A 23,346-nucleotide genomic window follows, 5' to 3' on the forward strand; every position below is an offset into this window, starting at 1 on the left:
CGAGACAACTATCAGGACAGGCTGCCATGGCTCAGATCAAGCTCTTCGGCTACACGGACAAGATCACCACCAGGCCGGGGCAGACGATCCAGTTTCACGTCAGCGCCGACGGGACGTCGACGACGCAGGCGCAGCTCGTCCGGCTGATCCACGGCGACGAGCACCCGGACGGGCCGGGGTTCGTCGAGGAGGAGATCGACTGCGAGGCCAACGGCACCTGGGCCGTGCACAAGCAGTTCACCCAGGTCGGCTCGTTCCTGGAGGTCGACGACCCCGGCGGCCGGCTGTCGCTCGACGGCAGCCTGACCTTGCACGCCTTCATCTGGCCGACGACGCCGACGATCGGGCATCGCCAGTGCCTGATCGGGCGCTGGGACAACCGGCGCAACTGCGGCTACGGGCTCGGTATCAACCCCACCGGGCGGCTCGAGTTCTGGGTCGGCCGCGGCGACGAGGTCGACTACGTCCAGGCCGAGGTGCCGCTGCAGCGGCAGACCTGGTACTTCGTCGCGGCGACCTTCGATGCCCGGACGGGGCGCGCCACGCTCTATCAGGAGGGCGTCGTCAACCGCTACAACAGCCTGCTCGGCAAGGTGACGCCAATCGACTACCGGTCACACACCTCGGAAATCTTCCGCTTTCGCCAGAAGAACCTGCGGGAGACGCCGTTCCTGATGGCCGGCTCGCGCGACTGGCACGAACTGCGCGGCGATTTCGTCTCCCAGTCCTACTCCGGCAAGATCGACCGCTGCGGCGTCTTCGACCGCCCGCTCACCCGCCAGGAGCTCGACGGCATCAGGGACGGCGGACAGCCGCCGAGCCGGGGCCTGGTCACCTACTGGGATACCACCGTCGGCTATACCGATCGCGGCATCGGTGACGTCGTCGCCGACGTCGGGCCGCTCTGTCTCGACGCCAGGGGCTACAACCGTCCGGTCCGGGCGCAGACGGGCTGGAACTGGAACGGCCGCAACGACTGCTTCCTGCTGGCGCCGCACCAGTACGGCGGCATCGAATTCCATGCCGATGCGATGATCGACAGCAACTGGACGATCACCAGGACACTGCAGCTGCCCGAGACCTTGCGCAGCGGCTGCTATGCCATGCGGCTGCGCAGCGGCGACGGGAGGAGGTTCGGCGAGGAGTACGTCGTCTTCTTCGTGCGGCCGGTTACGCCGCAGGGCCGCGTCGCCCTGCTGTTCGCGACGGCAACCTACCTGGCCTATGCCAACGAGCGCTTCGCCACCGAAGGCCAGATCGTGCAGCCGATGGCCGGCCAGCCGCCGGTCATCACCGATGCCGACATCGAGATGTACAAGAACGTCGAGTTCGGCGGCGGCTGCTACGACTCGCACGCCGACGGGGCCGGCGTCTGCTACAGCAGCTACCACCGCCCGCTGCTGTCGATGCGGCCGAAATACCGGATCTCGGCCTTCGGATTTCCGTGGAACTTCCCGGCCGACCTGTCGATCCTGGCCTGGCTCGAGCACAAGGGCTACGACTACGATGTGCTGACCGACGAGGACCTGCACCTGGAAGGCGCTGCGGCGCTGGCGCCCTACAAGTGCGTCCTCAACTGTACCCACCCCGAATATCTCTCGGAGCGCATGCTCGATGCGACCGAGGACTACATCGCCGGCGGTGGCCGCTTCATCTGCATGGGCGCCAACAGCTTCTGCTGCAACGTCGCGTTCCGCGACGACGAGCCCTGGATCATGGAATGCCGCAAGGTCGGCGGCCACTGGAAGGCCTGGCTGGCGCGGCCCGGCGAATACTACATGGCGACGACAGGCCAGATGGGCGGCCTGTGGAACCGCATCCAGCGCTACGGCCAGAAGGTGGTCGGCAACACCTTCGCCGGCGAAGGCTTCGCCCACAGCCGCCCCTACCAGCGCATGCCGGACAGCTACGACCCGGCCATGGCCTGGATGGTCGCCGGCATCGACGAGGACATCCTCGGCGACTTCGGGCTGGCCAACGGCGGCGCCGCCGGCGTCGAGATCGACTATTACCGGCTGAGCTTCGGCACGCCGCCGAATGCCAAGGTCATCGCCTCCTCCGGCGGCCATCCCGACAATTACGTCGCCCACGACGAGGAAGGCGCCTATTCCCACCAGGGCTTCAGCGGCACGCACAACTACCGGCTGCGCGCCGACATGGTCTATTTCGAAGCCCCCAACAACGGCGCCGTCTTCGCCACCGGTTCGATCGCGTTCGGCATGGCGCTGCCGATCAACGGCTTCGACAACAACATCTCGCGGCTGCTCGGCAATGTCGTGGACACCTTCATCACGCCAGGGCCGCTGCCCGGCTCGACGGCGGTGACGGACAAGGCGGCATAGGGCTTTCCAACGCTACCACAGCGGTGGGTTGTCAGCCGACGTCAGAGCAGCGGCCGCCCTGATCCTCCCCCGCGTAGCGGAGGAGGGGGACCACACAAGGAGGAAGGGGCGACCGCGCACACTGTCCTTCGCCGTCGGTGCAGTGAAGCGTCGACCGCCGGCTCCTCGCGTCCCTCACCGTTGCGACAGAGGCCGGCCGGAACGAAAGCCGGTTCTGCGCGCCGGGCTCCTGAACGGCACGTGCGGCAGCCGTAGCCCCTCCGCAGCTACGAGGGCGGCGAGGCGCGCCCGCGAGGTGCACCCCATCTTCGACAGAATGTGCTCGACATGGGTCGACACCGTCCGCGTCGAGACGAACAGGCGCGCCGCGATGGCCGGGTTCGAATGGCCCTCCGACACCAGCTCGAGGATCTCGATCTCGCGGACGGAGAGGCCATAGGGCCAGGCGATGAGCTCCTCGCCGACCAGGAACATCTCCCCGTGGCACGGCGTGACCGACACCCGGTGGCAGCGGCCGTCGGCGTCCGGCCACAGGAAGCGGCGCGGCCGCTCCGCCAGCAGCCGCGACAGCAGCAGCTCGCGCAGGCCGCCGCCCTCCTCCAGATGCGGGCCGGCCTGACGGTTGTGGACCGGAAAGCTCAGGCCGGAGGCATAGAAGATCATCGCACCGGCATCGGCGGGGATCGTCTCGGCCAGCAGTTGGGGACCGCGCAGCCTGTCGCAGAGCTCGGCGAAGATCGGCCGGAAACGCTCAGCGATATCGCGGCGGTCGTCGGTGGCTGCCGCGGCACTGCTCCAGCTCATGTGGAAGGCGCCGGTGTAGCGGCCGTTGGGCAGCCGCAGGCACATCGTCAGCCCTTCGCGAAACCCCGCCGGGATCAGGAACTTCCGGGCCGACAGCGTCTCACCGAATTCGAAGTTCCAGATGTCACGGCATTCGCGCCAGCGGATCGCTCGCGGATCGTTGAGGTGCGAGACCAGGAAGGCGCGGTTGTTGGCGACGAAGTCGTCGTTGACATGGACCAGCGTCTCCGGCGTGTAGCCGTCGCTGGCGATGGTGCGATGCAGGTGGGTATCAGCGACCGGATCCCACGCCGTCAGCGTGAAAGCCGAACAGCGCACGATGTCCCGCAGCAGGGACGTCATCTCGACCGCCCTGTCGACCAGATCACCGTCGCCGATCGGTGGCACCGACGATCGCGGAGCCAGAGCCGGCAGGAGGGGTTCGATCTTGTCCAGCAGCATGTCGTGGTCCGCCGGTTGCCGTTGCGGTTAAAAAGGAATGTCCTGCCGGACGGCGCGGACACTCATCGTCGTGTCCGCGCGCTGCGGCGTCTGCGCCCTCCCCCTCAGCGGCGGCGAGGACTGGGTAGGCGGGCGCACGGGCGGCCGTCGCGTAGGGCTGCAAAGCCGGCGCAGGGCAGCAGACAGCCTTCGGCCGCCGCCAGGGCGGCGAGCCGGGCGCGCGACGCACAGCCCATCTTCGCCAGGATATGCTCGATATGCGTGGAGACGGTCCTCACCGACACGAACAGCTGCTCGGCGATCTCCGGGTTCGACGCCCCGTCGGCGACGAGATGCAGAACCTCCAACTCGCGGAACGACAGACCGTACGGCCAGGCGATCGGCTCCTGGCATACGAGGACGATGTCGCCGTGGCAGGGCGTGACGGTGACGCGATGGCAGCCGCCGTCATCGTCCGGCCACAGGAAACGTTGCTTGGCTCTCGCCGGCGGTTGCCCGACCAGGAACCGGCGCAGGGCGCCACCTTCGCCCAGGTGCGGCCCCGGCTGACGGCCGGGCAGCCGGAACACCCGGCCCGCCGGGGCGAAGATCGTCGCATACGCCGTGGGCGAGATGGCCTCGGCGAGCAGCCGCGGCGTCCGCAACTGGTCGCAGATCTCCGCCAGGATCGGCCGGAAGCGCTCGGTGATCTCGCGCCTTGCGTCGGTCGCCGCCGCCGCCACGCTCCAGCTCATGTGGAAGGCACCCGTGTAGCGGCCGTCGGGCAGGCGCAGGCACATGGTGGCGCCTTCCCGATATCCATCCGGGACGAGATATTCCTGCGCGCTGCGGGTGACGGGAAAATCGAAATTCCAGTCCTTGCGGTAGTCGCGCCAGCGCAGTGAGCGGGGATCCCGGCAATGGGCGATGGCGAACGCCCGGTTCTCGACGATGAATTCGTCGTCGACGTGGGCCAGCGTCCGGTCGGAATAGCCGTCGCTGGCGATCGAGTGATGCAGATGGGTCTCGGAGACCGGATCCCAGGCGGTCAGGCTGAAGGCCGAGCAGCGCACCAGATCGCGGATCAGGCCGGTGAACACACGAGCGCGATCGAACAGGTGCTCGTCGAGAAGTGCATCGGCGCCGCGGGCCGATGCCAGCGTCGGCAGAAAGACCTCGATCTTGGATACGCCGACGTCCACCATTCCCGCATCGGATCCCGATTGGCTCGGTTGCACGAGCAACTTGAATCCTAACGACATGTCATGCGCTTGTCGCGCAAACGTTGTGGGCGGCGAAGGCTTCGAGGTGCTTGAGTTTTAGTCAAGCACCCGGCGAGATCTTTCTGGCCGGGTCGCGACATCTTGACGGGCAGGACCTTGCGGGACCGCGGGCGGACGATCGCCGGCGAGGTGCTGTCCAGACTTCGAGGCCCGCGGCGCCGGAACAAAAAAGCGGGCGACCTCTGTCGAGGTCGCCCGCCCTGGATGCCGGCCCGACCGGCAATCGAATCGGAAGCCGGGCCCGGAGGCCCGGCCGACCGTCACTTCTTCTCGTTCGCCTTGCGCAGGGCGGCGCCGAGGATGTCGCCGAGCGACGCGCCGGAGTCGGTCGAGCCGTAGGCGGCGATCGCCTCCTTCTCCTCGGCCATCTCCAGCGCCTTGATCGAGAGCTGGATGCGGCGCGCCTTGCGGTCGAACTGGACGACGCGGGCGTCGACCTTCTCGCCCGGGGCGAAGCGCTCAGGCCGCTGGTCGGCCCGCTCGCGAGCGAGCTCGGCACGCTTGATGAACGAGGTCAGGTCGCTGTCGACCAGCTTCACCTCGAGGCCGCCGTCCTTCACCTCGAGCACCTCGCAGGTGACCACCTGGCCGCGGCGAATGTCGCCCGCCTCGACGAAGGGGTCGCCGGCCAGCTGCTTGATGCCGAGCGAGATGCGCTCCTTCTCCACGTCGACGTCGAGGACCTGGGCGCGCACCATGTCGCCCTTCTTGAACTCCTCGATGACCTGCTCGCCCGGACGGTTCCAGTCCAGGTCCGACAGGTGCACCATGCCGTCCACGTCGCCGTCGAGGCCGATGAACAGGCCGAACTCGGTCTTGTTCTTGACCTCGCCCTCGACCTCCGAGCCGATCGGGTGCTGCTCGGCGAAGGCTTCCCACGGGTTCTGCAGGGTCTGCTTGAGGCCCAGCGAGATGCGGCGCTTGACCGGGTCGACCTCGAGGATCTGCACGTCCACTTCCTGGCTCGTCGAGACGATCTTGCCGGGATGGACGTTCTTCTTGGTCCAGCTCATCTCCGAGACGTGGATCAGGCCCTCGATGCCCGGCTCCAGCTCGACGAAGGCGCCGTAGTCGGTGATGTTGGTGACACGGCCGGTCAGGCGCGAGTTCACCGGATAGCGCTCGGCGATGCCCTCCCACGGGTCGGCGAGCAGCTGCTTGATGCCGAGCGAGATGCGGTGCGTCTCGTGGTTGATCTTGATGATCTTGACCTGGACGCTCTGGCCGATGTTGACCACCTCGCTCGGGTGATTGACGCGGCGCCACGCCATGTCGGTGACGTGCAGCAGGCCGTCGATGCCGCCGAGGTCGACGAACGCACCGTACTCGGTGATGTTCTTGACCACGCCGTCGATGACCTGGCCTTCCTCGAGATTGGCGACGAGCTCGGAGCGGGCCTCGGCGCGCGTCTCCTCCAGCACCGTACGGCGGGAGACGACGATGTTGCCGCGGCGGCGGTCCATCTTGAGGATCTGGAACGGCTGCGGCACGCCCATCAGCGGGGTCACGTCGCGGACCGGACGGATGTCCACCTGCGAGCGCGGCAGGAAGGCCACGGCGCCGTCGAGGTCGACGGTGTAGCCGCCCTTGACCTGGTTGAAGATGACGCCGGTCACCTTCTCGTTGTTCTCGAAGGCGCGCTCGAGCTTGACCCAGCTCTCTTCGCGGCGTGCCTTGTCACGGCTGATGACGGCTTCGCCGAGCGCATTCTCGATGCGCTCCAGATAGACCTCGACCTCGTCGCCGACGTTCAGCTCCTGGTCGCGGCCAGGGCCGGTGAATTCCTTGAGAGCGACGCGCCCTTCGGTCTTCAGACCGATGTCGATGACGGCGACGTCCTTTTCGATGGCGACGACGGTGCCGCGAATGACGGAGCCTTCCTGGGCTTCCGAACGGCCGAACGACTCTTCGAGCAGTGCGGCGAAATCTTCACGCGACGGGATGACGTCGCTGTGGGCGCGGTTGGTGGATGGGACTGCGGACATTCAAGCTCCTGGGATCCCGCGGGATCCATGCGCCGACGGCTGGTGTTGCGATGCGCCCCGACCCGCGGTGCCCGCCCCGGAGGGGGTCGGACAACTGCCCGCAGCTTGCGGGCAGGCCGGCGCATGAGGCCGCCGGAGGGAGCGTGGCCGGCTAGGTGCCTGAACTTCGAAAGTCCCGCAACACAAAAAGGGCGCGGCCTCAACCGCACCCCTCGTCGCGCCAGCCCAAGGCTGCCGTAGTCGGATAGCGTTCATATAGTTGGCGGAGGCGGTGGCGGCAAGCTTTCCCGAATGCCAGCAAGGCGAAAGCAGGCGTCCAGGGCGCGCGGATGGGTGGCGGTCGCGTCGCAGCGCTGCCGAGCCGGCGTCAACCGGCCGGCGCCCTGGACGCGAGGCCGGGCGGTGGGCCTTCGACCGACCAGGCGAGCGCCGCTTCGAGGCGGTCGTTGCCCCAGAACACCTCGCCGTCGGCGGTCACGAAGGTCGGCGCACCGAACAGCCCGAGATCCTTGGCCCGCTCGCCCTGCTGCCGCAGCGCAGCCTTGATCGGCTCGCTGGCGGCTGCGCCGAGCACCGCCGCGGCGTCGTGGCCGAGCGGCGCCAGAACCTCGGCAAGGATGGCGGGATCGGAAATCGAGCGGCCGCGCTCGAACTCCTCGCGGTAGAGCGCCTCGGTGAAGGCCGGCCGCCCCTCCGCGCCGACGGCCAGCCCGACGCGCGCGGCCAGCAGCGAATTCTGCGGGAACGGCTCGGGCCGGACCAGCGGCAGGCCGAGCGCCGCCGCCTGCCGTTCGATATCGCGCCAGGCATGGGCGCCCTTGGCCGGATAGATGTTGAAGGGCGAGGTGGCCCAGCCTTGCGCCGCAAAGATCGGGCCGAGCAGGAACGGCTCCCAGGCCACCGCCACGCCGCGCGCGGCGGCGAGCGACGCCATGCGCCGGGCGGAGAGCCACGAATAATGGCTGCCGAAATCATACCAGAAGGCGACCGACGGACCGCTCACGGGCCGCGCCGCCTCAGAGCTTGAAGACGGAATCGGCGGCGCTGCGCGACGCCTCCTTGCGGGCCCGGGCCGCCTTGAGCCGCTCGATCTCGGCCGTGAGCGCGGCAATGCGCTCGTCGAGCTCGGCCAGCGACAGCGTTGCCAGGTCCTGCCCGATCTCGTGCACCGGCGGCTTGGGACGTGGCCTGTCGTCCAGGAACGATTCGGTCATCGCGGCTCTCCTCCTCCCCTTCGGCCCGGAGAGCCTAAAGCCATTTCCCTTCGGATCAAATCAGGGCACCAATTGTCCGCCGCGGCGGCGCATGCCATGTGCAGATACAGCAACGAGGAGACTCCGGCGATGGCGGCTGATCAGACCCCCCTTCCCAGCACCATGACGGCCATCGGCATCAAGACGCCCGGCGGCCCCGACGTGCTGCGGCCGGAAACCCGTCCCGTGCCCCAGCCGGGCCCGGAGGAGATCCTGGTGCGCATCGCCGCCGCCGGGGTCAACCGTCCCGACGTGATCCAGCGCCTGGGCGCCTACCCGCCGCCGCCCGGCGCCAGCGACATCCCAGGCCTGGAACTGGCCGGCGACGTCGTCGCCGTCGGCCCGGGCGCGAGCCGCTTCAAGGTCGGCGATCAGGTCTGCGCGCTCGTGGCCGGCGGCGGCTACGCTCAGTACATGACGGTGCACGAGAGCAACGCCCTGCCGGTGCCCTCCGGCTACAGCCTGGTCGAAGCCGCGGCGCTGCCGGAGACCTTCTTCACCGTCTGGACCAACGTGTTCGACCGGGGCGGCCTGAAGGCCGGAGAGACCATTCTCATCCACGGCGGCTCGTCCGGCATCGGCACCACGGCGATCATGCTGGCCAAGGCGCTCGGCGCCAAGGTGATCGCCACCGCCGGTTCCGACGACAAATGCGCCGCCTGCCGCGAGCTCGGCGCCGACGTCGCCGTCAACTACCGCACGCAGGATTTCGTCGCCGCGACCAAGGCGGCGACCAACGGCCAGGGCGCCGAGGTGATCCTCGACATGGTCGGGGGCGACTACATCCAGCGCAACTACGATGCGGCGGCTATCGACGGGCGCATCGTGCAGATCGCCTTCCTCAACGGCGCCAAGGCGACGGTGGATTTCACCCGGCTGATGCTGAAGCGGCTGACCCATACGGGCTCGACGTTGCGCGCCCGGCCGGTGGAGGCGAAGGCCGTGATCGCGCGGGCGCTCGAGGCCAACGTGTGGCCGCTGCTCGCCTCGGGCCGCATCAAGCCCGTCATCCACGCCACCTTCCCGCTGGCCGAGGCGAACAAGGCGCATGCGCTGATGGAATCGAGCGCGCACGTGGGCAAGATCGTCCTGACCGTCACGCCGTGAGGAATCGGCGCTCGGCCGGGACAAAGCGCACCGCTTGCGGCGAGCGTGGCTCCGTTGCCTCGCGCGGCGGAACGTCCTATATCCTCACATGTTCCCCTCAAGTCGTGGTGACGCGCTCTGGCCGACCAGCCGGTCCGGAGCAGCAGAGGGGTCTTGCCAATTTTCCTCCGCGCGGGAGCGCGTCGAGGACCTTCATCGGAGGAATTTCGTCATGTCCGCCGGACCGCTGATGCCCAAAGCCACTGCCGTATGGCTGGTGGAGAACACCTCTTTGTCGTTCGAGCAGATCGGCGATTTCTGCAAGCTGCATCACCTGGAGGTCAAAGGCATTGCCGACGGCGAGGTCGCGGCCGGCATCAAGGGCCTCGATCCGGTCGGCACCGGGCAGCTCACGCGCGAGGAGATCGAGCGCGGCCAGCGTGACCCCAACTATCGCCTCAAGCTGGCCGACCCGAAGGTCCGCCTGCCGGAGGTGAAGCGCTCCAAGGGCCCGCGCTACACGCCGGTGTCGCGCCGCCAGGACCGGCCGAACGCCATTCTCTGGCTGCTGCGCAACCACCCGGAGCTCAAGGACGCGCAGATCATGCGCCTGGTCGGCACGACCAAGAACACGATCCAGCAGATCCGCGAGCGCGGCCACTGGAACATGCAGAACCTGAGCCCGCTCGATCCGGTCACGCTCGGCCTCGCCTCGCAGATCGATCTCGACATGGAAGTGGCGAAGGCGGCCAAGGACCGGCCGCCGTCGGACGTGGAGGGAGGCCAGACGCTGCTGCCGGCGGAGGTCACGACGGCCCCCGAGGAGGAGCCCGAGCCCTTCGCCGACCGCGAGCCGCCCCGACGCGCCCCGGAGAAGATCGATGTCGATTCGGTCTTCGCCAAGCTCAAGGGCCTGAAGCGCAGCGACGAGGACGACGACGAAGTCTAGTCCCTCGCCTCTCCACGGGCGGCGACAGCGCCGCCCGGCGCAGCTGGCACGGGAAATGCCTCAGATCCGGGGACCCCTGACGTGCCGGTTGCGATCCCATGGACGAATATTGCGCAGCGTCCATCCCCCAGGCAGAGCGGGCCGACTACTGGTCGAGGTCGGTGACCGAGACCCTGTTTCCGCTGTCGGCCGACATCCGCGATCCGGCGCGGTTCGACGGCAGCCTGCGACGCTGGGAGCTGACGACCGCGTCGCTGTCGCACTTCCTCACCGAAGGGGTCCGCTACCGGCGGGAGAAGCAGCACCTGCGTCGCCTCGTCGACGAAGAGCTTCTCATCACCTTCGCACTGAAGTCGGAAACGGAATTTGCCCAGAACGGCGTCCATCTGAATTTCAGACGGGACCAGTTCATCATCCAGCGTGGCAACCTGCCCTACGAATTCGGCCACGCCGCCGCCAACGAGCTGCTGGTGCTGAAGGTCAAGGCCGGCGATCTCGGCCGCCATGTCCGCTCCGTCGATCGCTTCGCCCCGTTCACCTTCGATGCAAGCCGCGGCCTGGGCCGTCTGCTGCTCGACACCCTGCGCACGCTGCCGGAGCGTCTCGGACAAAGCAACGCCCGCCTTCACCCACGGCTCGGGAGCCACGTCGTCGCGCTGCTCGGCCTGGCGCTGGAGGGAGACGACCGCGTGCTGGCGAGCCGCGAGTCCACCATCAAGCGGGCCCATCTAGGCCGCATCGAATGGTTCATCCGACAGAACCTCCAGACGCGCGGCCTGTCGCCGGAGACCATCGCCGCGGCCTGCGGCATCTCCGTCCGCTATCTCCACGAACTGTTCAGCAGCGAGCACCAGACGATCGGCCGGTGGGTGAGGCAGCTACGGCTCGAAGCGGCGCGCGAGGAGATCTCCGACCCGCTGCGCGGCGAAACGATCGCCGAGATCGCCTATCGATGGGGCTTCGGCGACCAGGCGCAGTTCAGCCGCCACTACAAGGCGCGCTTCGGCGAAACGCCGCGCGAGACGCGCGGCCGGGCGGCTCGGCATTGAAGCGGCGCCCGATCAGATGTCGTCCCGGCCGAGCCAGTGCAGATGGCGCGCCACCGAAGCGGCCATGGCCGCCTCGCCCGCTGTCGCGATGACCCTGTCCCACCACGCGCCGTAGATCGCCTCGTAGCGCCAACCCTCGATGCGCCTGGCGATGCGGCACACCGACGCCGCGCCGAGCGGAATGAAGTTCGGATACGAGCGCATGAAGCCGAGGTGGCGTCCGTCGGCCACGACCTGCAGAAGGTCGCCGGCCAGCAGCGCCCCCTTGCCGCCGGCCGCCTGCGCCCAATGCATCACCGCGCCGCCCTCGAAGTGGCCACCGGCCCTGATCAGCGTCAGCCCCGGCAGAACCTCCCTGGTCTCACCGTCCCAGAAGCGGAGGCACGGATCCGGGCGCATCACCCAAGGCCGGTCGGCCGCGTGCAGGTAGACCGGGGCATCGCCGAAAGCCCGGCTCCAGTCGACCATGGTGGTGTAGTAGTGGGGATGCGAGATGGCGATCGCCGCCAGGCCGCCAAGCCCTTCGAGCAGCTCCACCACGGACGGATCGAGAAGGGAGACGCAGTCCCACAGCACGTTGCCGGACGGGGTGCGCACCAGCAGCGCGCGCTGCCCGATCCCGAATTGGGGCGCCACGCCGATGCCGATCAGCTCGGCCTCGCGGCGGACGACGGTCATGTGCGAGCGTCGCAACCGGGCGAGCGTCGTCCATTGCTGACCCGATGGCGGCACGAACTGGCGCTCCTCCGTGCAGATCGGGCATTCCTCCGGCTCACGTTCGGACGGAGCGAACTGGGTCCCGCACGTGGTGCAGATGAAGGCGGACATGACGGCCGTCGCAGACGCGGTCCGGCCGCGGCTCATGCCTGCCCCGCCAAGCGGGACGGGCGGGCTTGCGCCGGGATGGCATCGGCCCGGCCCTCGCCGCGGAGCAGCGGCAGCGCGTAGCTGCCGAACTCGTTCACGCCTTGCACGAAGTCCGGAAACGTCATGAGCAGGCCGCTGATCCCCGTTTGCGCCTCGAGATCGGCGATCTGGCGTGCAATCGACTCCCATGAGCCGTGAATGACGGGAAAGCCCATGAAAGTCAGATTGCCCTCGGTCACGGGAGCGGTCATGCCGTCGCGGAAGTGCTTGCTCGTCCCCTCCGGATTGCTGTCCATGGACGCGCTCCTGACGACGTTCATCAGCGCCTCCGTATCGGCCCCGTCGACGATGTCCTGGCAGCGGCGCTCGGCCTCCGCATCGGTTGCCGCGCCAATGATGGTGACGAGCGCCAGGGTTCCGACCGTGCGCCCGAGCTTGGCCGATTCGGACAGCACCGGCTGAGCGATGCCACGCAGCTTCTCAGGCCCGCCGAAGACGAAGTTGTACTCGGCGAAGCGGGCGGTGAACTGCACGCCCTTCGGCGATTGGCCGGCGCAGACGATCGGAATCTCCCGCCCGGGCTTGGGGAAGCACTCACAGTCGTCGAGCTTGTAGTAGCGGCCGCTGAAGCTGGAACGGCCGGTGCGCCACAGCTCGCGCATGATGCCGATATACTCTTCCGTCAGCTCGTAGCGGCGGTCGTGGTAGTCGTCGGACGGCCACAAACCCATCTGCGCGTATTCCGGCTTGTTCCATCCGGTGACGATGTTGACGCCGGCGCGGCCGCCCGAAATGCCGTTGAAGGTCGAGATCATGCGCGCGGCAACCGCAGGGTGGACGCCCAGCACAGGCACGGTGGCATAGAGCTCGATGCGGCTCGTCGCGGCGGCCAGGCCGCAGGCGAGCCCGATGGAATCGAGGCAGGAATCCCAGTAGCCGGTCTCGCCGCCGAAGCCGCGATACTTGATCATCGAGAGGATGAAATCGAGCCCGACGTCTTCCGCCGCCCTGGTGATGGCCAGGCAATGCTCCCACGTCGGGATATATTGCGGGCTGTTCCGCGACAGGATGTAACCGTTCTGCCCGTTGGGCAGAAAGACACCAAGCTTCATGTAGGGATGCCCTTCTTCCAAGTAAGATGAGCGCTCTACGTCGATCCGAAGCGCGTATTCTGTTCTTGGAATGTGGTCCCGGAGCTTTCGACGGCGCAACGGAAATTCGCCGTTGCGCACCTGTGGACAAGACGTTCCGCACAAAACACCAACAAGGTGCCGATACTTGCTGCCTCGCAGACAGCTGGCGGCGCACGCACCGGCCGGATGAAGCACGCGCGAAGCGACCGGGCGGCCGGGGCGAGCCGGCCACCCGTCAAACTCGGGATCACGTCGGGCCGGAGGCCCGCGCAATCACTGCTTCTTCATCTTCGACTGCCGCTCCATCTGCGCGTCGCCCATGGCGGTCTTGCAGCCGTCCGACACCTTCTCGCGGTTGTCGGCCAGGCACTGCACGATCTTGCCCCCGCCTGGCTTGATGCCCGAACAGAGCGTGCGCACGTCGCTGATGCAGGCCTGGCGCAGCTTGGCCTGGGTCTCCGCGCTGAGCTTCGGCTGGTTCTGCGCGGCTGCCGGCAGAGCGGTCGCGACCAGCACCATGGCCGCGCCGGCTGCAGCGGCGAACTTCATCATCATCGGTTGTCCTCTCCTGGGCACGTTGCCCCCTGTGCCATGATCACGGATCTGGCGCTTTTTGGTGTCGGCGCCGGCGCATCGCTGCGACAGCGTGCTACGTCGCGTCTCAGCCGCCCACTTCGATGCGGTCGACCCGCTCCGGATAGAAGGCGAGGTGGTCCTTGATCTCCGCCATGGCCGGAAACGGCTCCTCATAGGACCATATGGCGTTCTCCGAACGGCCCTTGCCGGTGCGAATGCTGAAATAGCTGGCATCGCCCTTGTAGGGGCAATGGGTGCGGTGATCCGTGCGCTCCAGCAGCGCCATCGTCGCATCCTGGCGCGGAATGTAGAGCACCGCCGGATAGGTCGCCTCCTTGAGCTCGAGGGCGTGCGTGCTGTCGGCGATCGTCTCGCCGTTCAGGATCACCCGCACGCGTTGGCCGGCGGGCTTGATGGTGATCGGATGATCGGGACCGGGCAGTTTCATGGGTCATGGCTCCACAGTCTGGCTTGCTCGACGCGCGCGCATGGCAGATCCGGCATCGTCGGCGTGGCGTCGGGCCGGCTCGCGTCGCATGATGCAAATAGGAATGAGCCGCTCGAAAGGGGAGAGCACCATGGCGAAACGCGAGCTTGGACGTTCGGGAATTACAGTGCCGCCGCTGTGCTTCGGCGGCAACGTCTTCGGCTGGACCGCGGACCCCAAGGCGTCGTTTGCGTTGCTCGACGCCCTCGTCGCCGAGGGGCTCAACTTCATCGACACGGCCGACGTCTATTCGGTCTGGGTTCCCGGCCACACGGGCGGCGAGTCGGAGACGGTGATCGGCGACTGGCTCGCCGCCCGCGGCGGACGCGACAAGGTGATCATCGCCACCAAGGTGGGCGCCCCCATGGCCGAGGACCGCAAGGGGCTGAAGCGCGCCTACATCCTGAAGGCGGTCGAGGACTCGCTCAAGCGGCTCAAGACCGACTACATCGATCTCTACCAGTCCCATTTCGACGATGCCGACACCTCGGTCGAGGAGCCGCTTCAGGCCTATGCCGAGCTGATCAAGGCCGGCAAGGTGCGCGCCATCGGCGCCTCCAACTTCTCGCCGGAGCGGCTCAAGAGCGCGCTCGACGCCAGCAAGCGGCTCGGCCTGCCGCGCTACGAGACGATGCAGCCCGAGTACAACCTCTACAGCCGCGACACCTACGAGGGGCCGCTCGAGCAGGTGTGCCGGGCCGAGGGCCTGGGCGTCATCCCCTACTTCTCGCTGGCCGCCGGCTTCCTCACCGGCAAGTACCGATCGGAGGCCGACCTCGGCAAGAGCCCGCGCGGCGCGCGGGCCATTCCCAAATACCTCAACGAGCGCGGCTTCCGCATCCTCGCGGCGCTCGACGAGGTCGCCGCCGAGGTCAAGGCCAACCCGACACAGGTGGCGCTCGCCTGGCTGATGGCCCGCCCGACCGTCACCGCGCCGATCGCCAGCGCCACCAGCGTCGAGCAACTCGGCGACCTGATCAAGGCGACCCGTCTCGCGCTGCCGGCGGCAGCGGTGGAGCGGCTGACCGCAGCCAGCGCGCCGTAGGACGAAGGTCCTAGAGCCTTTCTCGAGCAGTTGTGGTCACGTGATCAGGCAAAAATGGCTCCAACTCGTTGATATCTGGAGCACATCTTACGGTTCGGGCGCGTCCGCGAGGTCGGTTGCAAGTGTTCGATCTCGGTTAAGACGAAGGCCCTACTGAAAATGACTGATGCCCTCGGCTTGGCCAGCGGTATATAAACCCTGGCCAGGACGGCCTTGCCGCCGCCTTGGCTGACAGGTTCGATTGGGGGAGACAGTCAATGCGAGCGCTACTGATTGCCCTTGCGGCCACGCTCGGGATCGGCCTTTTTGTTCCGTCGAGCAGTATTGCGTTGCCCATCAATCCCGGCGCCATCGCCGGTGCGGCCGAAGATCTGTCGCACGTCGAGAACGCCAGGGTGTTCTGCTACAACCGCTACACTGGCCGGTTCCTTCATTGGGGCCGGTGCGCCCCCCGCCGCTACGTCCGGCGGGTGCCGCGAGTCTACTGCTACAACCGCTACACCGGGCGCTTCCTGCACTGGGGTAGCTGCCGGCGCTGGTAGGCGCGGGAGCGGAACGATGCCGTTTCGCCATGGTGGCCGGGCGCGCCCGGCCACCTTTCATGACCTGGAGCATATCGCCATTGGATGGAGTCATCCAATAGCAGAAAATTGCTCATAACCTTTTGAATCTGGAGCGCTTCTCTTGCGATTGGGTGAGTCCACCCAATCGCAAAGCGCTCTGGCGTGTGGCGACACAGCTGCTGCGCCGCGCTCTTCTGTCGGTGCCGGTGCGCGGGCACCTACTTCGGCGTCCGCCCGCCCAGGGCCGCCGCCACCTCGTCGAGGACGCTCGCGTCCTCGATGGTGGCCGGCATCGTCCAGCTCTCCTGGTCGGCGATCTTCTTCATGGTGCCGCGCAGGATCTTGCCGGAGCGGGTCTTGGGCAGGCGGCCCACCGTCACGGCCGACTTGAACGCCGCCACCGGGCCGATCTTCTCGCGCACCAGGGCGATGATCTCCCGCTCGATCTCCGCCGGGCTCCGGTCGACACCTCGCTTGAGCACGATGAAGCCGCAGGGGACCTCGCCCTTGATCTCGTCGCGTACGCCGATCACGGCACACTCGGCCACGTCCGGGTGGGCGGCGATGACCTCCTCGATGCCCCCGGTCGACAGACGGTGACCGGCAACGTTGATGATGTCGTCGGTGCGGCCCATGATGAAGACGTAGCCGTCCTGATCGATGAAGCCCGCATCGCCGGTGCGATAGTAGCCCGGGAAGTCGGCGAGGTAGCTCTCGCGAAAGCGCTCATCGGCCTGCCATAGCGTCGGCAGGCAGCCGGGCGGCAGCGGCAGCTTGATCGCGATCGAGCCCATGGTGCCAGCCGCCACCGGCTTGCCGGCCTCGTCGAGGGCCGCCATCTGGTAGCCGGGCATGGGCACGCCGGTCGATCCGTACTTGACCGGCAGCTGTCCGAGCCCGACCGGATTGCCGCAGATGCACCAGCCCGTCTCGGTCTGCCACCAGTGGTCGATCACCGGCACCTTGAGCAGCTTCTCGGCCCATTGGATCGTATCGGGGTCGGCCCGCTCGCCCGCCAGGAACAGGGTACGGAAGCCCTTCAGGTCGTAGCGCTTCAGCAGCTCGCCGTCAGGGTCCTCCTTCTTGATGGCGCGCAACGCCGTCGGCGCCGTGAACAGCGCCTTGACGCCGTACTCGGCGATCACGCGCCAGAAGGCGCCGGCGTCCGGGGTGCCCACGGGCTTGCCCTCGTAGAGCAGGCTGGTGGCGCCGAAGATCAGCGGCGCGTAGACGATATAGCTGTGGCCGACCACCCAGCCGACGTCGGAGGCGGTCCAGAACACCTCGCCCGGCTCGATGCCGTACAGCGCCTTCATCGACCAGAGCAGCGCCACCATGTAGCCGCCGTTGTCGCGGACGACGCCCTTGGGCTTACCCGTGGTGCCCGAGGTGTAGAGGATGTAGAGCGGATCGGTCGCGGCCACCGGCACGCAGTCGGCGCCCTTCTCGGCGGCACGGGCCTTGTCGGTCATCGTCGCCCAGTCGAGGTCGCGGCCCTTGACCAGCTTGGCCTCCGCCTGGGGACGCTGCAGGATCAAGCAGGCCGACGGCTTGACGCTGGAGAGCGCAATCGCCTCGTCGAGCAGCGGCTTGTAGGACACCACGCGCTGAGGCTCGATGCCGCAGGAGGCGGCGAGGACGACCTTGGGCGCCGCGTCCTCCAGGCGCGTGGCGAGCTCCTTGGCGGCGAAACCGCCGAAGACCACCGAGTGGATTGCCCCCAGCCGCGCGCAGGCCAGCATGGCGAACACCGCCTCGGGCACCATCGGCATATAGATGACGACGCGGTCGCCTTTGCCGACCCCCATGTCGCGCAGCACGCTGGCCAGGATGCGCACCTCGGCCAGCAGGCCGGCGTAGGAGATCACCCGCTTCGAGCCGGAGACCGGGCTGTCGTAGATGATCGCCGGCTGCGCGCCGCGCCCGCGTTCCACATGGCGATCGACCGCGTTGTAGCAGGTGTTGCAGGTCGCGCCGGCGAACCAGCGACCGTAGGGGCCCGCCGACGGATCGAACACCGTCGACCAGGACTTCATCCAGTCGATGCCGCCCGCGGTCTTGCCCCAGAACGCCTGCGGGTCGCGCTCGGCCCGCGCATAGACCTCGTGATAGGAGCCGCCGGCGGATGCCTCGCCGCCGGGCTTACCCGCGGCGCCGGCCGCAGACCCGGCGGCGGGTTTCGTCGGAGGTTTGGCAGAAGATCTGGAATCGGCGACCACGTCGTTTCCCTTCTCGCTTTCGCACGAGGGCCGGTCGGCGAATTCGCGCTGCGCCGGCAAGTGTCACGGTTCAACGCAGAGCGGGCATGAGCCGCCGGAGCACGACGGCGGCCTCCCGCTGGCGGCTGCGCGGCTCAGGCGGCTCCCGGCTCAAACGAATTGCCGCCAGACCGCCCGCCCGTTGTAGCGCGCACGGAGTGGTGAATGCAAAGCGGCTGTGCGCGATCGTACCGAGGCCAACGGCGCCCGCTCGGCAACGCCGGCTGGACAACGCTTTCCCCATGCGTGCGCCGGCGCTTTCGGCTAGAACGAGAGCAACAGGGGAACGCCATGATGACCGCCTTCGACCGCGATCTCGATCGCAATCCGGCCAACTACCAGCCGCTGACGCCGCTGAGCTTCCTGGAACGGGCCGCGAGCGTGTTTCCCGACCGAACCGCGGTCGTGCACGGCACGCTGCGCCGCAGCTACGGCGAGCTCTACCGGCGCTCGCGCCAGCTCGCCTCCGCCCTGCGCGCCGCCGGCGTCGGCCGCGGCGACACCGTCTCGGTCATGCTGCCCAACACCCCCGCCATGGTCGAGTGCCACTACGGCGTGCCCATGGCCGGCGCCGTGCTCAACACGCTGAACACCCGCCTCGATGCGGCGATCCTCGCCTTCACCTTCGACCATGCCGAGACCAGGATCCTGATCACCGATCGGGAGTTCTCGCCCATCATCCGCGAGGCGCTAGCGCTGGCGCGCGTGAAGCCGCTCGTCATCGACGTCGATGATCCGGAATACGCCGGGCCCGGCGAGCGGCTGGGATCGGCCGAGTACGAGGCGTTCATCGCCGCCGGCGATCCGCAGTTCGCCTGGCGCGGGCCGGACGACGAGTGGGATGCGATCAGCCTGAACTACACCTCCGGCACGACCGGCGATCCGAAGGGGGTGGTCTACCATCATCGCGGCGCCGCCCTGCTCGCCACCGGCAACGTGCTCAGCTGCGACATGCGACGCCACCCGGTCTACCTGTGGACGCTGCCGATGTTCCACTGCAACGGCTGGTGCTTCCCCTGGACCATCTCGCTGCTCGCCGGCACCCACGTCTGCCTGCGCCAGGTCCGGGCCAAAGCCATCTACGACGCCATCGCCGACCATGGCGTTACGCACCTGTGCGGTGCGCCGATCGTAATGGCGACACTGGTCAACGCCCAGGAGGCGGAGCGGCGCAGCTTCCCGCAGCGGGTGTCGTTCACCACGGCGGCGGCTCCGCCGCCCGAGGCGGTGCTCGCCGCCATGGCGGACGCCGGCTTCGACGTGACCCACGTCTACGGCCTCACCGAAACCTACGGGCCGTCCGTGGTCAACGAATGGGACGAGGCCTGGAACGGGCTTCCCGCCGAGGAGCAGGCCGCCAGGAAGGCGCGCCAGGGCGTCCGCTACGCGGCGCTCGAGGCCCTGGACGTCGTCGACCCCGACACCATGGCGCCCGTGCCCGCCGACGGGACGACGCTGGGCGAGGTCGTCATGCGCGGCAACGTGGTGATGAAGGGCTACCTGAAGAACCCGTCGGCGACGGTCAAGGCCTTCGCCGGCGGCTGGTTCCACAGCGGCGACCTCGGCGTAAAGCATCCCGACGGCTACGTGCAGCTCAAGGACCGGTCCAAGGACATCATCATTTCCGGGGGAGAGAATATCTCCTCCATCGAGGTGGAGGATGCGCTCTATAAGCACCCCGCCGTGGCCAATGTCGCCGTCGTGGCCAGGCCCGACGAGAAATGGGGCGAAACGCCGTGCGCGTTCGTCGAGCTCAAGGCGGGCCACGCAGCCACGGCCGAGGAGCTGATGGACTGGTGCCGCGCGCACCTGGCCCGCTACAAATGCCCGCGCGCCATCGTCTTCGCCGACATTCCGAAGACGTCGACGGGCAAGATCCAGAAATTCAAGCTGCGGGAAACGGCCAAGGCCATGGCAACCGAGCCGGCCAGCGGCGGCTGATGCAACAAGCCCCGGCCTGCGCGAGGAGGCGGGTAGCAAGGCGGGGCGGGCGTCCGAAGGACGCTGCGCCACGCCAGACCATGTCGAACTCCAGCCTCATCGGCGAGCCGTGGCCGAAGCCGATCCGCAGGCGCACGCCTGCGCTCGTCGCAAGTGCTAGTGAATCGACGCGTTCTCCGACGTCTGGCGCAGACGGACGATTTGATCCTTGAGCTGCAGCTTCTTGCGCTTCAGCTCCGCCAGCTTGAGATCGGGAGTCGCCGGTTGGTTGGCCGCTGCCTGCAGCTCGCGCTCAATGGCGCGATGCCGCCGTTCGAGTTCCGCGAGATGGGACTGCACACTCATAGAGGAGCCTCCTTTCGTCGGTTACGGACATGACAAATGTGACACAATGATTCGGCCCTGCAAGGCCTGTTCGCCGGCTGACGACGCAATTCACGGCCGAACGGCGCTAAAGCGCTTCGCGATTGGGTGAACTCACCCCAATCGCGGGAGAAGCGCTCCGGATTCAAAGAGTTGGAGCATGGCCCGATCAGACGGATCGATCTGATCGGGCCATGCCCCCGACGGCGCCGGGCGCGACACGGCGGCGAAAGGCCCGTGCTCTCGCCGCCGCCAATGCAGGGCGCGGCGTTCCGCCACCGGCAACCGGCCGGTGCTTGCCGCGGAGCGGGCAGCGCAGCATACTCGGCGCGCCATAAGGGCCGCTGCTGCAGGCGGCGCGGCCGCAGGGATCACGGTCGTCCGCAGGCGCCCGTTCCTGGTGCCGTGCTGCTGCGTGCGGTCGCTCAGCTGCGTCGGGACGGTTTGCGGAATCCCAGATGATCCATTCCAGTGAGCCAGATATGTCGGAGCTGGCTGCCGAGCTGAGCCGTCTGAAGCAGGAGCATCGCGACCTCGATGCGGCGATCGAAGCGCTCGCGTCGGCCGGCACCGGCGACCTGCTCCAGCTGCAGCGCCTGAAGAAGCGCAAGCTCAACCTCAAGGACAAGATCATCCACCTGGAAGACCGGCTGACGCCCGACATCATCGCCTGACGCCGGCAAAGCGATCGCCAACGCCGAGAGCATTTCGCGATTGGGTGAGTCCACCCAATCGCGAAGCGCTCCGGGAGCGAGGCGTGGAATCGCCGCAAATTCTTGCAGGGCAACGCTTGCGCTCGGGGCGGCGGCCCTATACGAGCGCTTTTTTCGTGCGAGGGGTTCGATGAGCGCACCCAAGCCGGTGGCCATTATCATGGGCAGCCAGTCCGACTGGGCGACGATGCGGCACGCGGCGACGACGCTCGAGGAATTCGGCATCGCGCACGAAGCCCTGATCGTGTCGGCCCACCGCACGCCGGAGCGGCTGTTCGCCTTCGCCAAGGGCGCCAAGGCGGCGGGCTTCAAGGTGATCATCGCCGGTGCCGGCGGCGCCGCGCACCTGCCGGGCATGGCCGCCGCCTTGACGCCGCTGCCGGTCTTCGGTGTGCCGGTCGAGTCCAAGGCGCTCTCGGGCCACGACAGCCTGCTGTCGATCGTGCAGATGCCGGGCGGCGTTCCCGTCGGCACCCTGGCGATCGGCAAGTCGGGCGCGATCAATGCGGCGCTGCTGGCCGTCGCCGTGCTGGCGCTTGCCGATCCGGTGCTGGCGGAGCGGCTGGAGGCGTGGCGGGCCCGCCAGAGCGGGGGCGTGGCGGAGCGCCCGGTCGACGACGCCTGATGCTCGTCCCCGGCGCCACCATCGGCATCCTGGGCGGCGGCCAGCTCGGCCGCATGCTCTCCATCGCCGCCGCCCGCTACGGCCTGAAGACGCACATCTTCTGCCCTGACGACGACAGCCCGGCGTTCGACGTGGCCCATGCCTACACCGTCGCCGCCTATGAGGACGAGGCGGCGCTCGCGGCGTTTGCGCAAGCCGTCGATGTCATCACCTACGAGTTCGAGAACGTTCCGGCGGGGACGGCCGCCTTCCTTGCCGAACGGCGGCCGCTGCGACCTGGCCTCGAGGCGCTGTCGACGGCCCAGGACCGGCTGGTGGAAAAGAGCTTCGTCGCGGCGCTCGGCATCGGCACGGCCCCGTTCGCAGCGGTCGACAGCGTCGCGGATCTCGAGGCGGCGCTCGCGGAGCTCGGCCGGCCGGCGGTGCTGAAGACGCGGCGCATGGGCTACGACGGCAAGGGCCAGGTGAAGATCGGCGCGGCCGACGATGCGGCCGCAGCGTTCGAGGCCATCGGCCGGGCGCCGGCGATTCTCGAAGGTTTCGTGCCCTTCGCCCAGGAGATTTCGGTGGTGGCCGCGTTCGGCTGCGACGGCGCCTTCGCCGCCTTCGACGTCTGCGAAAACACCCACCGTGACCACATCCTCGATGTCACGCGCGCGCCCGCGACCATCGCTCCAGCGACCCGCGACGCGGCGCTGGCGGCGGTGCGGCGGATCGGCGAGGCGCTCGGCTACGTGGGTGTGCTGACCGTCGAGCTCTTCGTGCTCGACGACAGCACGATACCGCTCGTCAACGAATTGGCGCCGCGGGTCCACAACTCCGGGCACTGGACCATTGAAGGCGCGGTGACCTCGCAGTTCGAGCAGCATATCCGCGCCATCAGCGGCTGGCCGCTGGGCGAGGCCACGAGCCTGGGGCAGGCCACGATGACCAATCTGGTCGGCGCCGACATCGAGGCCTGGCCCGAGCTGTTGCGCGAGCCTGGGACCCATCTGCACCTCTACGGCAAGGGCAAGGCCCGACCGGGTCGCAAGATGGGCCACGTCACCCGCGTCACGCTCAAGCCCGGCGTCACGCCCAAGTCCCGCGCCACACCCAAGTCGGCATAGCCCGGACGTCGGCCTAGCCCGGATTCCTCCCTTCACTATGGACAGAGCTCTGGTTTTCTGTTAGGGGCAGGCAACGGTGCAATCTGTCGTTCGCGCCGATGACCGTGTATTCTCAACATTCAAGGCAGGACGATCCCGCGTGCAGGTACTTGTCCGTGACAACAACGTGGACCAAGCGCTTCGGGCGCTGAAGAAGAAGCTCCAGCGCGAGGGCGTCTTCCGCGAGATGAAGCTGCGCGACCACTACGAGAAGCCCTCGGAGAAGCGAGCCCGCGAGAAGGCGGAAGCCGTTCGTCGCGCTCGCAAGCTTGCGCGCAAGAAGATGCAGCGCGAGGGCCTGCTGCCGATGAAGCCCCGGCCGGTTGCTCCCGGACGCTGAGGCGTCCGCACGACTCATCGTGAATGGATTGAACGGCACCTTCCAGCCACGGAAGGTGCCGTCTTACGTTTTGGATCGCCGAGCCGCGGCCTGGAGCGGGATGACTTGTCGTCGAG

22 protein-coding genes are annotated in these 23,346 nt (G+C 67.9%); 11 read left to right on the forward strand and 11 right to left on the reverse strand.

What is annotated here, in order from left to right; all coding sequences use genetic code 11:
• Positions 1 to 26 precede the first annotated feature (26 nt).
• A complete protein-coding gene (locus ACZ5PO_RS01285) occupies positions 27 to 2,342 on the forward strand; it encodes a N,N-dimethylformamidase beta subunit family domain-containing protein (protein WP_464189451.1) in 2,316 nt (771 codons plus the stop codon).
• A 174-nt stretch (positions 2,343 to 2,516) separates the two neighbouring features.
• On the opposite strand, the gene ACZ5PO_RS01290 is transcribed toward ACZ5PO_RS01285, so the two are convergent.
• From ACZ5PO_RS01290 to ACZ5PO_RS01310, 5 genes are all read right to left on the reverse strand, one after another.
• Positions 2,517 to 3,587 (reverse strand): helix-turn-helix transcriptional regulator, encoded by a 1,071-nt coding sequence (locus ACZ5PO_RS01290; protein ID WP_464189454.1) that lies wholly within the window; start codon positions 3,585 to 3,587, stop codon positions 2,517 to 2,519.
• 104 nt (positions 3,588 to 3,691) lie between these two features.
• Positions 3,692 to 4,771, reverse strand: a complete 1,080-nt coding sequence (locus ACZ5PO_RS01295) for a helix-turn-helix transcriptional regulator (protein WP_464189456.1) — start codon at positions 4,769 to 4,771, stop codon at positions 3,692 to 3,694.
• Positions 4,772 to 5,109: 338 nt separating this feature from the next.
• Positions 5,110 to 6,834, reverse strand: coding sequence for a 30S ribosomal protein S1 (gene rpsA / locus ACZ5PO_RS01300; RefSeq protein ID WP_464189459.1), 1,725 nt, complete (start codon positions 6,832 to 6,834; stop codon positions 5,110 to 5,112).
• Between the two features lie 367 nt (positions 6,835 to 7,201).
• Positions 7,202 to 7,837 (reverse strand): DsbA family protein, encoded by a 636-nt coding sequence (locus tag ACZ5PO_RS01305; protein ID WP_464189461.1) that lies wholly within the window; start codon positions 7,835 to 7,837, stop codon positions 7,202 to 7,204.
• Positions 7,838 to 7,850: 13 nt separating this feature from the next.
• Positions 7,851 to 8,048, reverse strand: coding sequence for a DUF1192 domain-containing protein (locus ACZ5PO_RS01310; protein ID WP_464189463.1), 198 nt, complete (start codon positions 8,046 to 8,048; stop codon positions 7,851 to 7,853).
• A 129-nt stretch (positions 8,049 to 8,177) separates the two neighbouring features.
• On the opposite strand from ACZ5PO_RS01310, the gene ACZ5PO_RS01315 reads away from it, so the two are divergent.
• The 3 genes from ACZ5PO_RS01315 (at position 8,178) to ACZ5PO_RS01325 (ending at position 11,171) form a co-directional block, all read left to right on the forward strand.
• Entirely contained in the window at positions 8,178 to 9,194 is a 1,017-nt protein-coding gene (locus ACZ5PO_RS01315) for an NAD(P)H-quinone oxidoreductase (RefSeq protein ID WP_464189465.1), read from the forward strand.
• A 211-nt stretch (positions 9,195 to 9,405) separates the two neighbouring features.
• Positions 9,406 to 10,122: a DUF1013 domain-containing protein gene (locus ACZ5PO_RS01320; RefSeq protein WP_464189467.1), complete on the forward strand. Its 717-nt coding sequence runs from the start codon at positions 9,406 to 9,408 to the stop codon at positions 10,120 to 10,122.
• A gap of 98 nt (positions 10,123 to 10,220) precedes the next feature.
• On the forward strand, positions 10,221 to 11,171 hold the full coding sequence (locus tag ACZ5PO_RS01325) for a helix-turn-helix domain-containing protein (RefSeq protein ID WP_464189470.1): 951 nt from the start codon (positions 10,221 to 10,223) through the stop codon (positions 11,169 to 11,171).
• 12 nt (positions 11,172 to 11,183) lie between these two features.
• Here ACZ5PO_RS01325 and ACZ5PO_RS01330 read toward each other — a convergent pair whose 3' ends face one another.
• From ACZ5PO_RS01330 to ACZ5PO_RS01345, 4 genes are all read right to left on the reverse strand, one after another.
• Positions 11,184 to 11,999 carry an MBL fold metallo-hydrolase gene (locus ACZ5PO_RS01330; RefSeq protein ID WP_464189472.1) on the reverse strand — a complete coding sequence of 272 codons (816 nt, stop codon included), beginning with the start codon at positions 11,997 to 11,999 and terminating at the stop codon, positions 11,184 to 11,186.
• A gap of 32 nt (positions 12,000 to 12,031) precedes the next feature.
• Positions 12,032 to 13,150 (reverse strand): LLM class flavin-dependent oxidoreductase, encoded by a 1,119-nt coding sequence (locus ACZ5PO_RS01335; protein WP_464189474.1) that lies wholly within the window; start codon positions 13,148 to 13,150, stop codon positions 12,032 to 12,034.
• Positions 13,151 to 13,444: 294 nt separating this feature from the next.
• Positions 13,445 to 13,726 carry a cysteine rich repeat-containing protein gene (locus tag ACZ5PO_RS01340; RefSeq protein WP_464189476.1) on the reverse strand — a complete coding sequence of 94 codons (282 nt, stop codon included), beginning with the start codon at positions 13,724 to 13,726 and terminating at the stop codon, positions 13,445 to 13,447.
• 106 nt (positions 13,727 to 13,832) lie between these two features.
• On the reverse strand, positions 13,833 to 14,195 hold the full coding sequence (locus ACZ5PO_RS01345; protein WP_464189478.1) for a DUF427 domain-containing protein: 363 nt from the start codon (positions 14,193 to 14,195) through the stop codon (positions 13,833 to 13,835).
• 130 nt (positions 14,196 to 14,325) lie between these two features.
• On the opposite strand from ACZ5PO_RS01345, the gene ACZ5PO_RS01350 reads away from it, so the two are divergent.
• Together ACZ5PO_RS01350 and ACZ5PO_RS01355 are read left to right on the forward strand one after the other, a co-directional pair.
• On the forward strand, positions 14,326 to 15,279 hold the full coding sequence (locus ACZ5PO_RS01350) for an aldo/keto reductase (protein WP_464189480.1): 954 nt from the start codon (positions 14,326 to 14,328) through the stop codon (positions 15,277 to 15,279).
• Between the two features lie 329 nt (positions 15,280 to 15,608).
• Entirely contained in the window at positions 15,609 to 15,821 is a 213-nt protein-coding gene (locus tag ACZ5PO_RS01355) for a hypothetical protein (RefSeq protein WP_464189482.1), read from the forward strand.
• A gap of 239 nt (positions 15,822 to 16,060) precedes the next feature.
• Here ACZ5PO_RS01355 and ACZ5PO_RS01360 read toward each other — a convergent pair whose 3' ends face one another.
• The gene (locus ACZ5PO_RS01360) at positions 16,061 to 18,061 is read right to left on the reverse strand and encodes a propionyl-CoA synthetase (RefSeq protein WP_464189485.1); all 2,001 of its coding nucleotides are present in this window, start codon (positions 18,059 to 18,061) and stop codon (positions 16,061 to 16,063) included.
• 330 nt (positions 18,062 to 18,391) lie between these two features.
• On the opposite strand from ACZ5PO_RS01360, the gene ACZ5PO_RS01365 reads away from it, so the two are divergent.
• Entirely contained in the window at positions 18,392 to 20,041 is a 1,650-nt protein-coding gene (locus ACZ5PO_RS01365; protein WP_464189487.1) for an acyl-CoA synthetase, read from the forward strand.
• 156 nt (positions 20,042 to 20,197) lie between these two features.
• Here the strand turns inward: ACZ5PO_RS01365 and ACZ5PO_RS01370 are convergent, their stop codons facing one another.
• A complete protein-coding gene (locus tag ACZ5PO_RS01370) occupies positions 20,198 to 20,386 on the reverse strand; it encodes a YdcH family protein (protein WP_464189489.1) in 189 nt (62 codons plus the stop codon).
• Positions 20,387 to 20,862: 476 nt separating this feature from the next.
• Between ACZ5PO_RS01370 and ACZ5PO_RS01375 the strand changes: the two genes are divergently transcribed.
• The 4 genes from ACZ5PO_RS01375 (at position 20,863) to rpsU (ending at position 23,230) form a co-directional block, all read left to right on the forward strand.
• Complete coding sequence (locus ACZ5PO_RS01375) at positions 20,863 to 21,078, forward strand: YdcH family protein (protein ID WP_464189491.1); 216 nt, start codon at positions 20,863 to 20,865, stop codon at positions 21,076 to 21,078.
• 169 nt (positions 21,079 to 21,247) lie between these two features.
• On the forward strand, positions 21,248 to 21,742 hold the full coding sequence (gene purE, locus ACZ5PO_RS01380; protein WP_464189494.1) for a 5-(carboxyamino)imidazole ribonucleotide mutase: 495 nt from the start codon (positions 21,248 to 21,250) through the stop codon (positions 21,740 to 21,742).
• Positions 21,742 to 22,851 carry a 5-(carboxyamino)imidazole ribonucleotide synthase gene (locus ACZ5PO_RS01385; RefSeq protein WP_464189496.1) on the forward strand — a complete coding sequence of 370 codons (1,110 nt, stop codon included), beginning with the start codon at positions 21,742 to 21,744 and terminating at the stop codon, positions 22,849 to 22,851. Before purE ends, ACZ5PO_RS01385 begins: the two co-directional genes overlap by 1 nt.
• A 139-nt stretch (positions 22,852 to 22,990) precedes the next feature.
• Positions 22,991 to 23,230, forward strand: coding sequence for a 30S ribosomal protein S21 (gene rpsU, locus ACZ5PO_RS01390; RefSeq protein WP_464189498.1), 240 nt, complete (start codon positions 22,991 to 22,993; stop codon positions 23,228 to 23,230).
• The last annotated feature ends 116 nt before the right edge of the window (positions 23,231 to 23,346 follow it).

This window comes from Chelatococcus sp. KU-N122 (assembly GCF_055391085.1).

Excerpts from the sequence above, each read along its gene's own strand:
- ACZ5PO_RS01285 (WP_464189451.1), top strand. The coding sequence starts at position 27 with ATGGCTCAGATCAAGCTCTTCGGCTACACGGACAAGATCACCACCAGG.
- ACZ5PO_RS01290 (WP_464189454.1), bottom strand. The coding sequence starts at position 3,587 with ATGCTGCTGGACAAGATCGAACCCCTCCTGCCGGCTCTGGCTCCGCGA.
- ACZ5PO_RS01295 (WP_464189456.1), bottom strand. The coding sequence starts at position 4,771 with ATGGTGGACGTCGGCGTATCCAAGATCGAGGTCTTTCTGCCGACGCTG.
- rpsA (WP_464189459.1), bottom strand. The coding sequence starts at position 6,834 with ATGTCCGCAGTCCCATCCACCAACCGCGCCCACAGCGACGTCATCCCG.
- ACZ5PO_RS01310 (WP_464189463.1), bottom strand. The coding sequence starts at position 8,048 with ATGACCGAATCGTTCCTGGACGACAGGCCACGTCCCAAGCCGCCGGTG.
- ACZ5PO_RS01315 (WP_464189465.1), top strand. The coding sequence starts at position 8,178 with ATGGCGGCTGATCAGACCCCCCTTCCCAGCACCATGACGGCCATCGGC.
- ACZ5PO_RS01320 (WP_464189467.1), top strand. The coding sequence starts at position 9,406 with ATGTCCGCCGGACCGCTGATGCCCAAAGCCACTGCCGTATGGCTGGTG.
- ACZ5PO_RS01325 (WP_464189470.1), top strand. The coding sequence starts at position 10,221 with ATGGACGAATATTGCGCAGCGTCCATCCCCCAGGCAGAGCGGGCCGAC.
- ACZ5PO_RS01330 (WP_464189472.1), bottom strand. The coding sequence starts at position 11,999 with ATGTCCGCCTTCATCTGCACCACGTGCGGGACCCAGTTCGCTCCGTCC.
- ACZ5PO_RS01335 (WP_464189474.1), bottom strand. The coding sequence starts at position 13,150 with ATGAAGCTTGGTGTCTTTCTGCCCAACGGGCAGAACGGTTACATCCTG.
- ACZ5PO_RS01340 (WP_464189476.1), bottom strand. The coding sequence starts at position 13,726 with ATGATGATGAAGTTCGCCGCTGCAGCCGGCGCGGCCATGGTGCTGGTC.
- ACZ5PO_RS01345 (WP_464189478.1), bottom strand. The coding sequence starts at position 14,195 with ATGAAACTGCCCGGTCCCGATCATCCGATCACCATCAAGCCCGCCGGC.
- ACZ5PO_RS01350 (WP_464189480.1), top strand. The coding sequence starts at position 14,326 with ATGGCGAAACGCGAGCTTGGACGTTCGGGAATTACAGTGCCGCCGCTG.
- ACZ5PO_RS01365 (WP_464189487.1), top strand. The coding sequence starts at position 18,392 with ATGATGACCGCCTTCGACCGCGATCTCGATCGCAATCCGGCCAACTAC.
- ACZ5PO_RS01370 (WP_464189489.1), bottom strand. The coding sequence starts at position 20,386 with ATGAGTGTGCAGTCCCATCTCGCGGAACTCGAACGGCGGCATCGCGCC.
- ACZ5PO_RS01375 (WP_464189491.1), top strand. The coding sequence starts at position 20,863 with ATGATCCATTCCAGTGAGCCAGATATGTCGGAGCTGGCTGCCGAGCTG.
- purE (WP_464189494.1), top strand. The coding sequence starts at position 21,248 with ATGAGCGCACCCAAGCCGGTGGCCATTATCATGGGCAGCCAGTCCGAC.
- ACZ5PO_RS01385 (WP_464189496.1), top strand. The coding sequence starts at position 21,742 with ATGCTCGTCCCCGGCGCCACCATCGGCATCCTGGGCGGCGGCCAGCTC.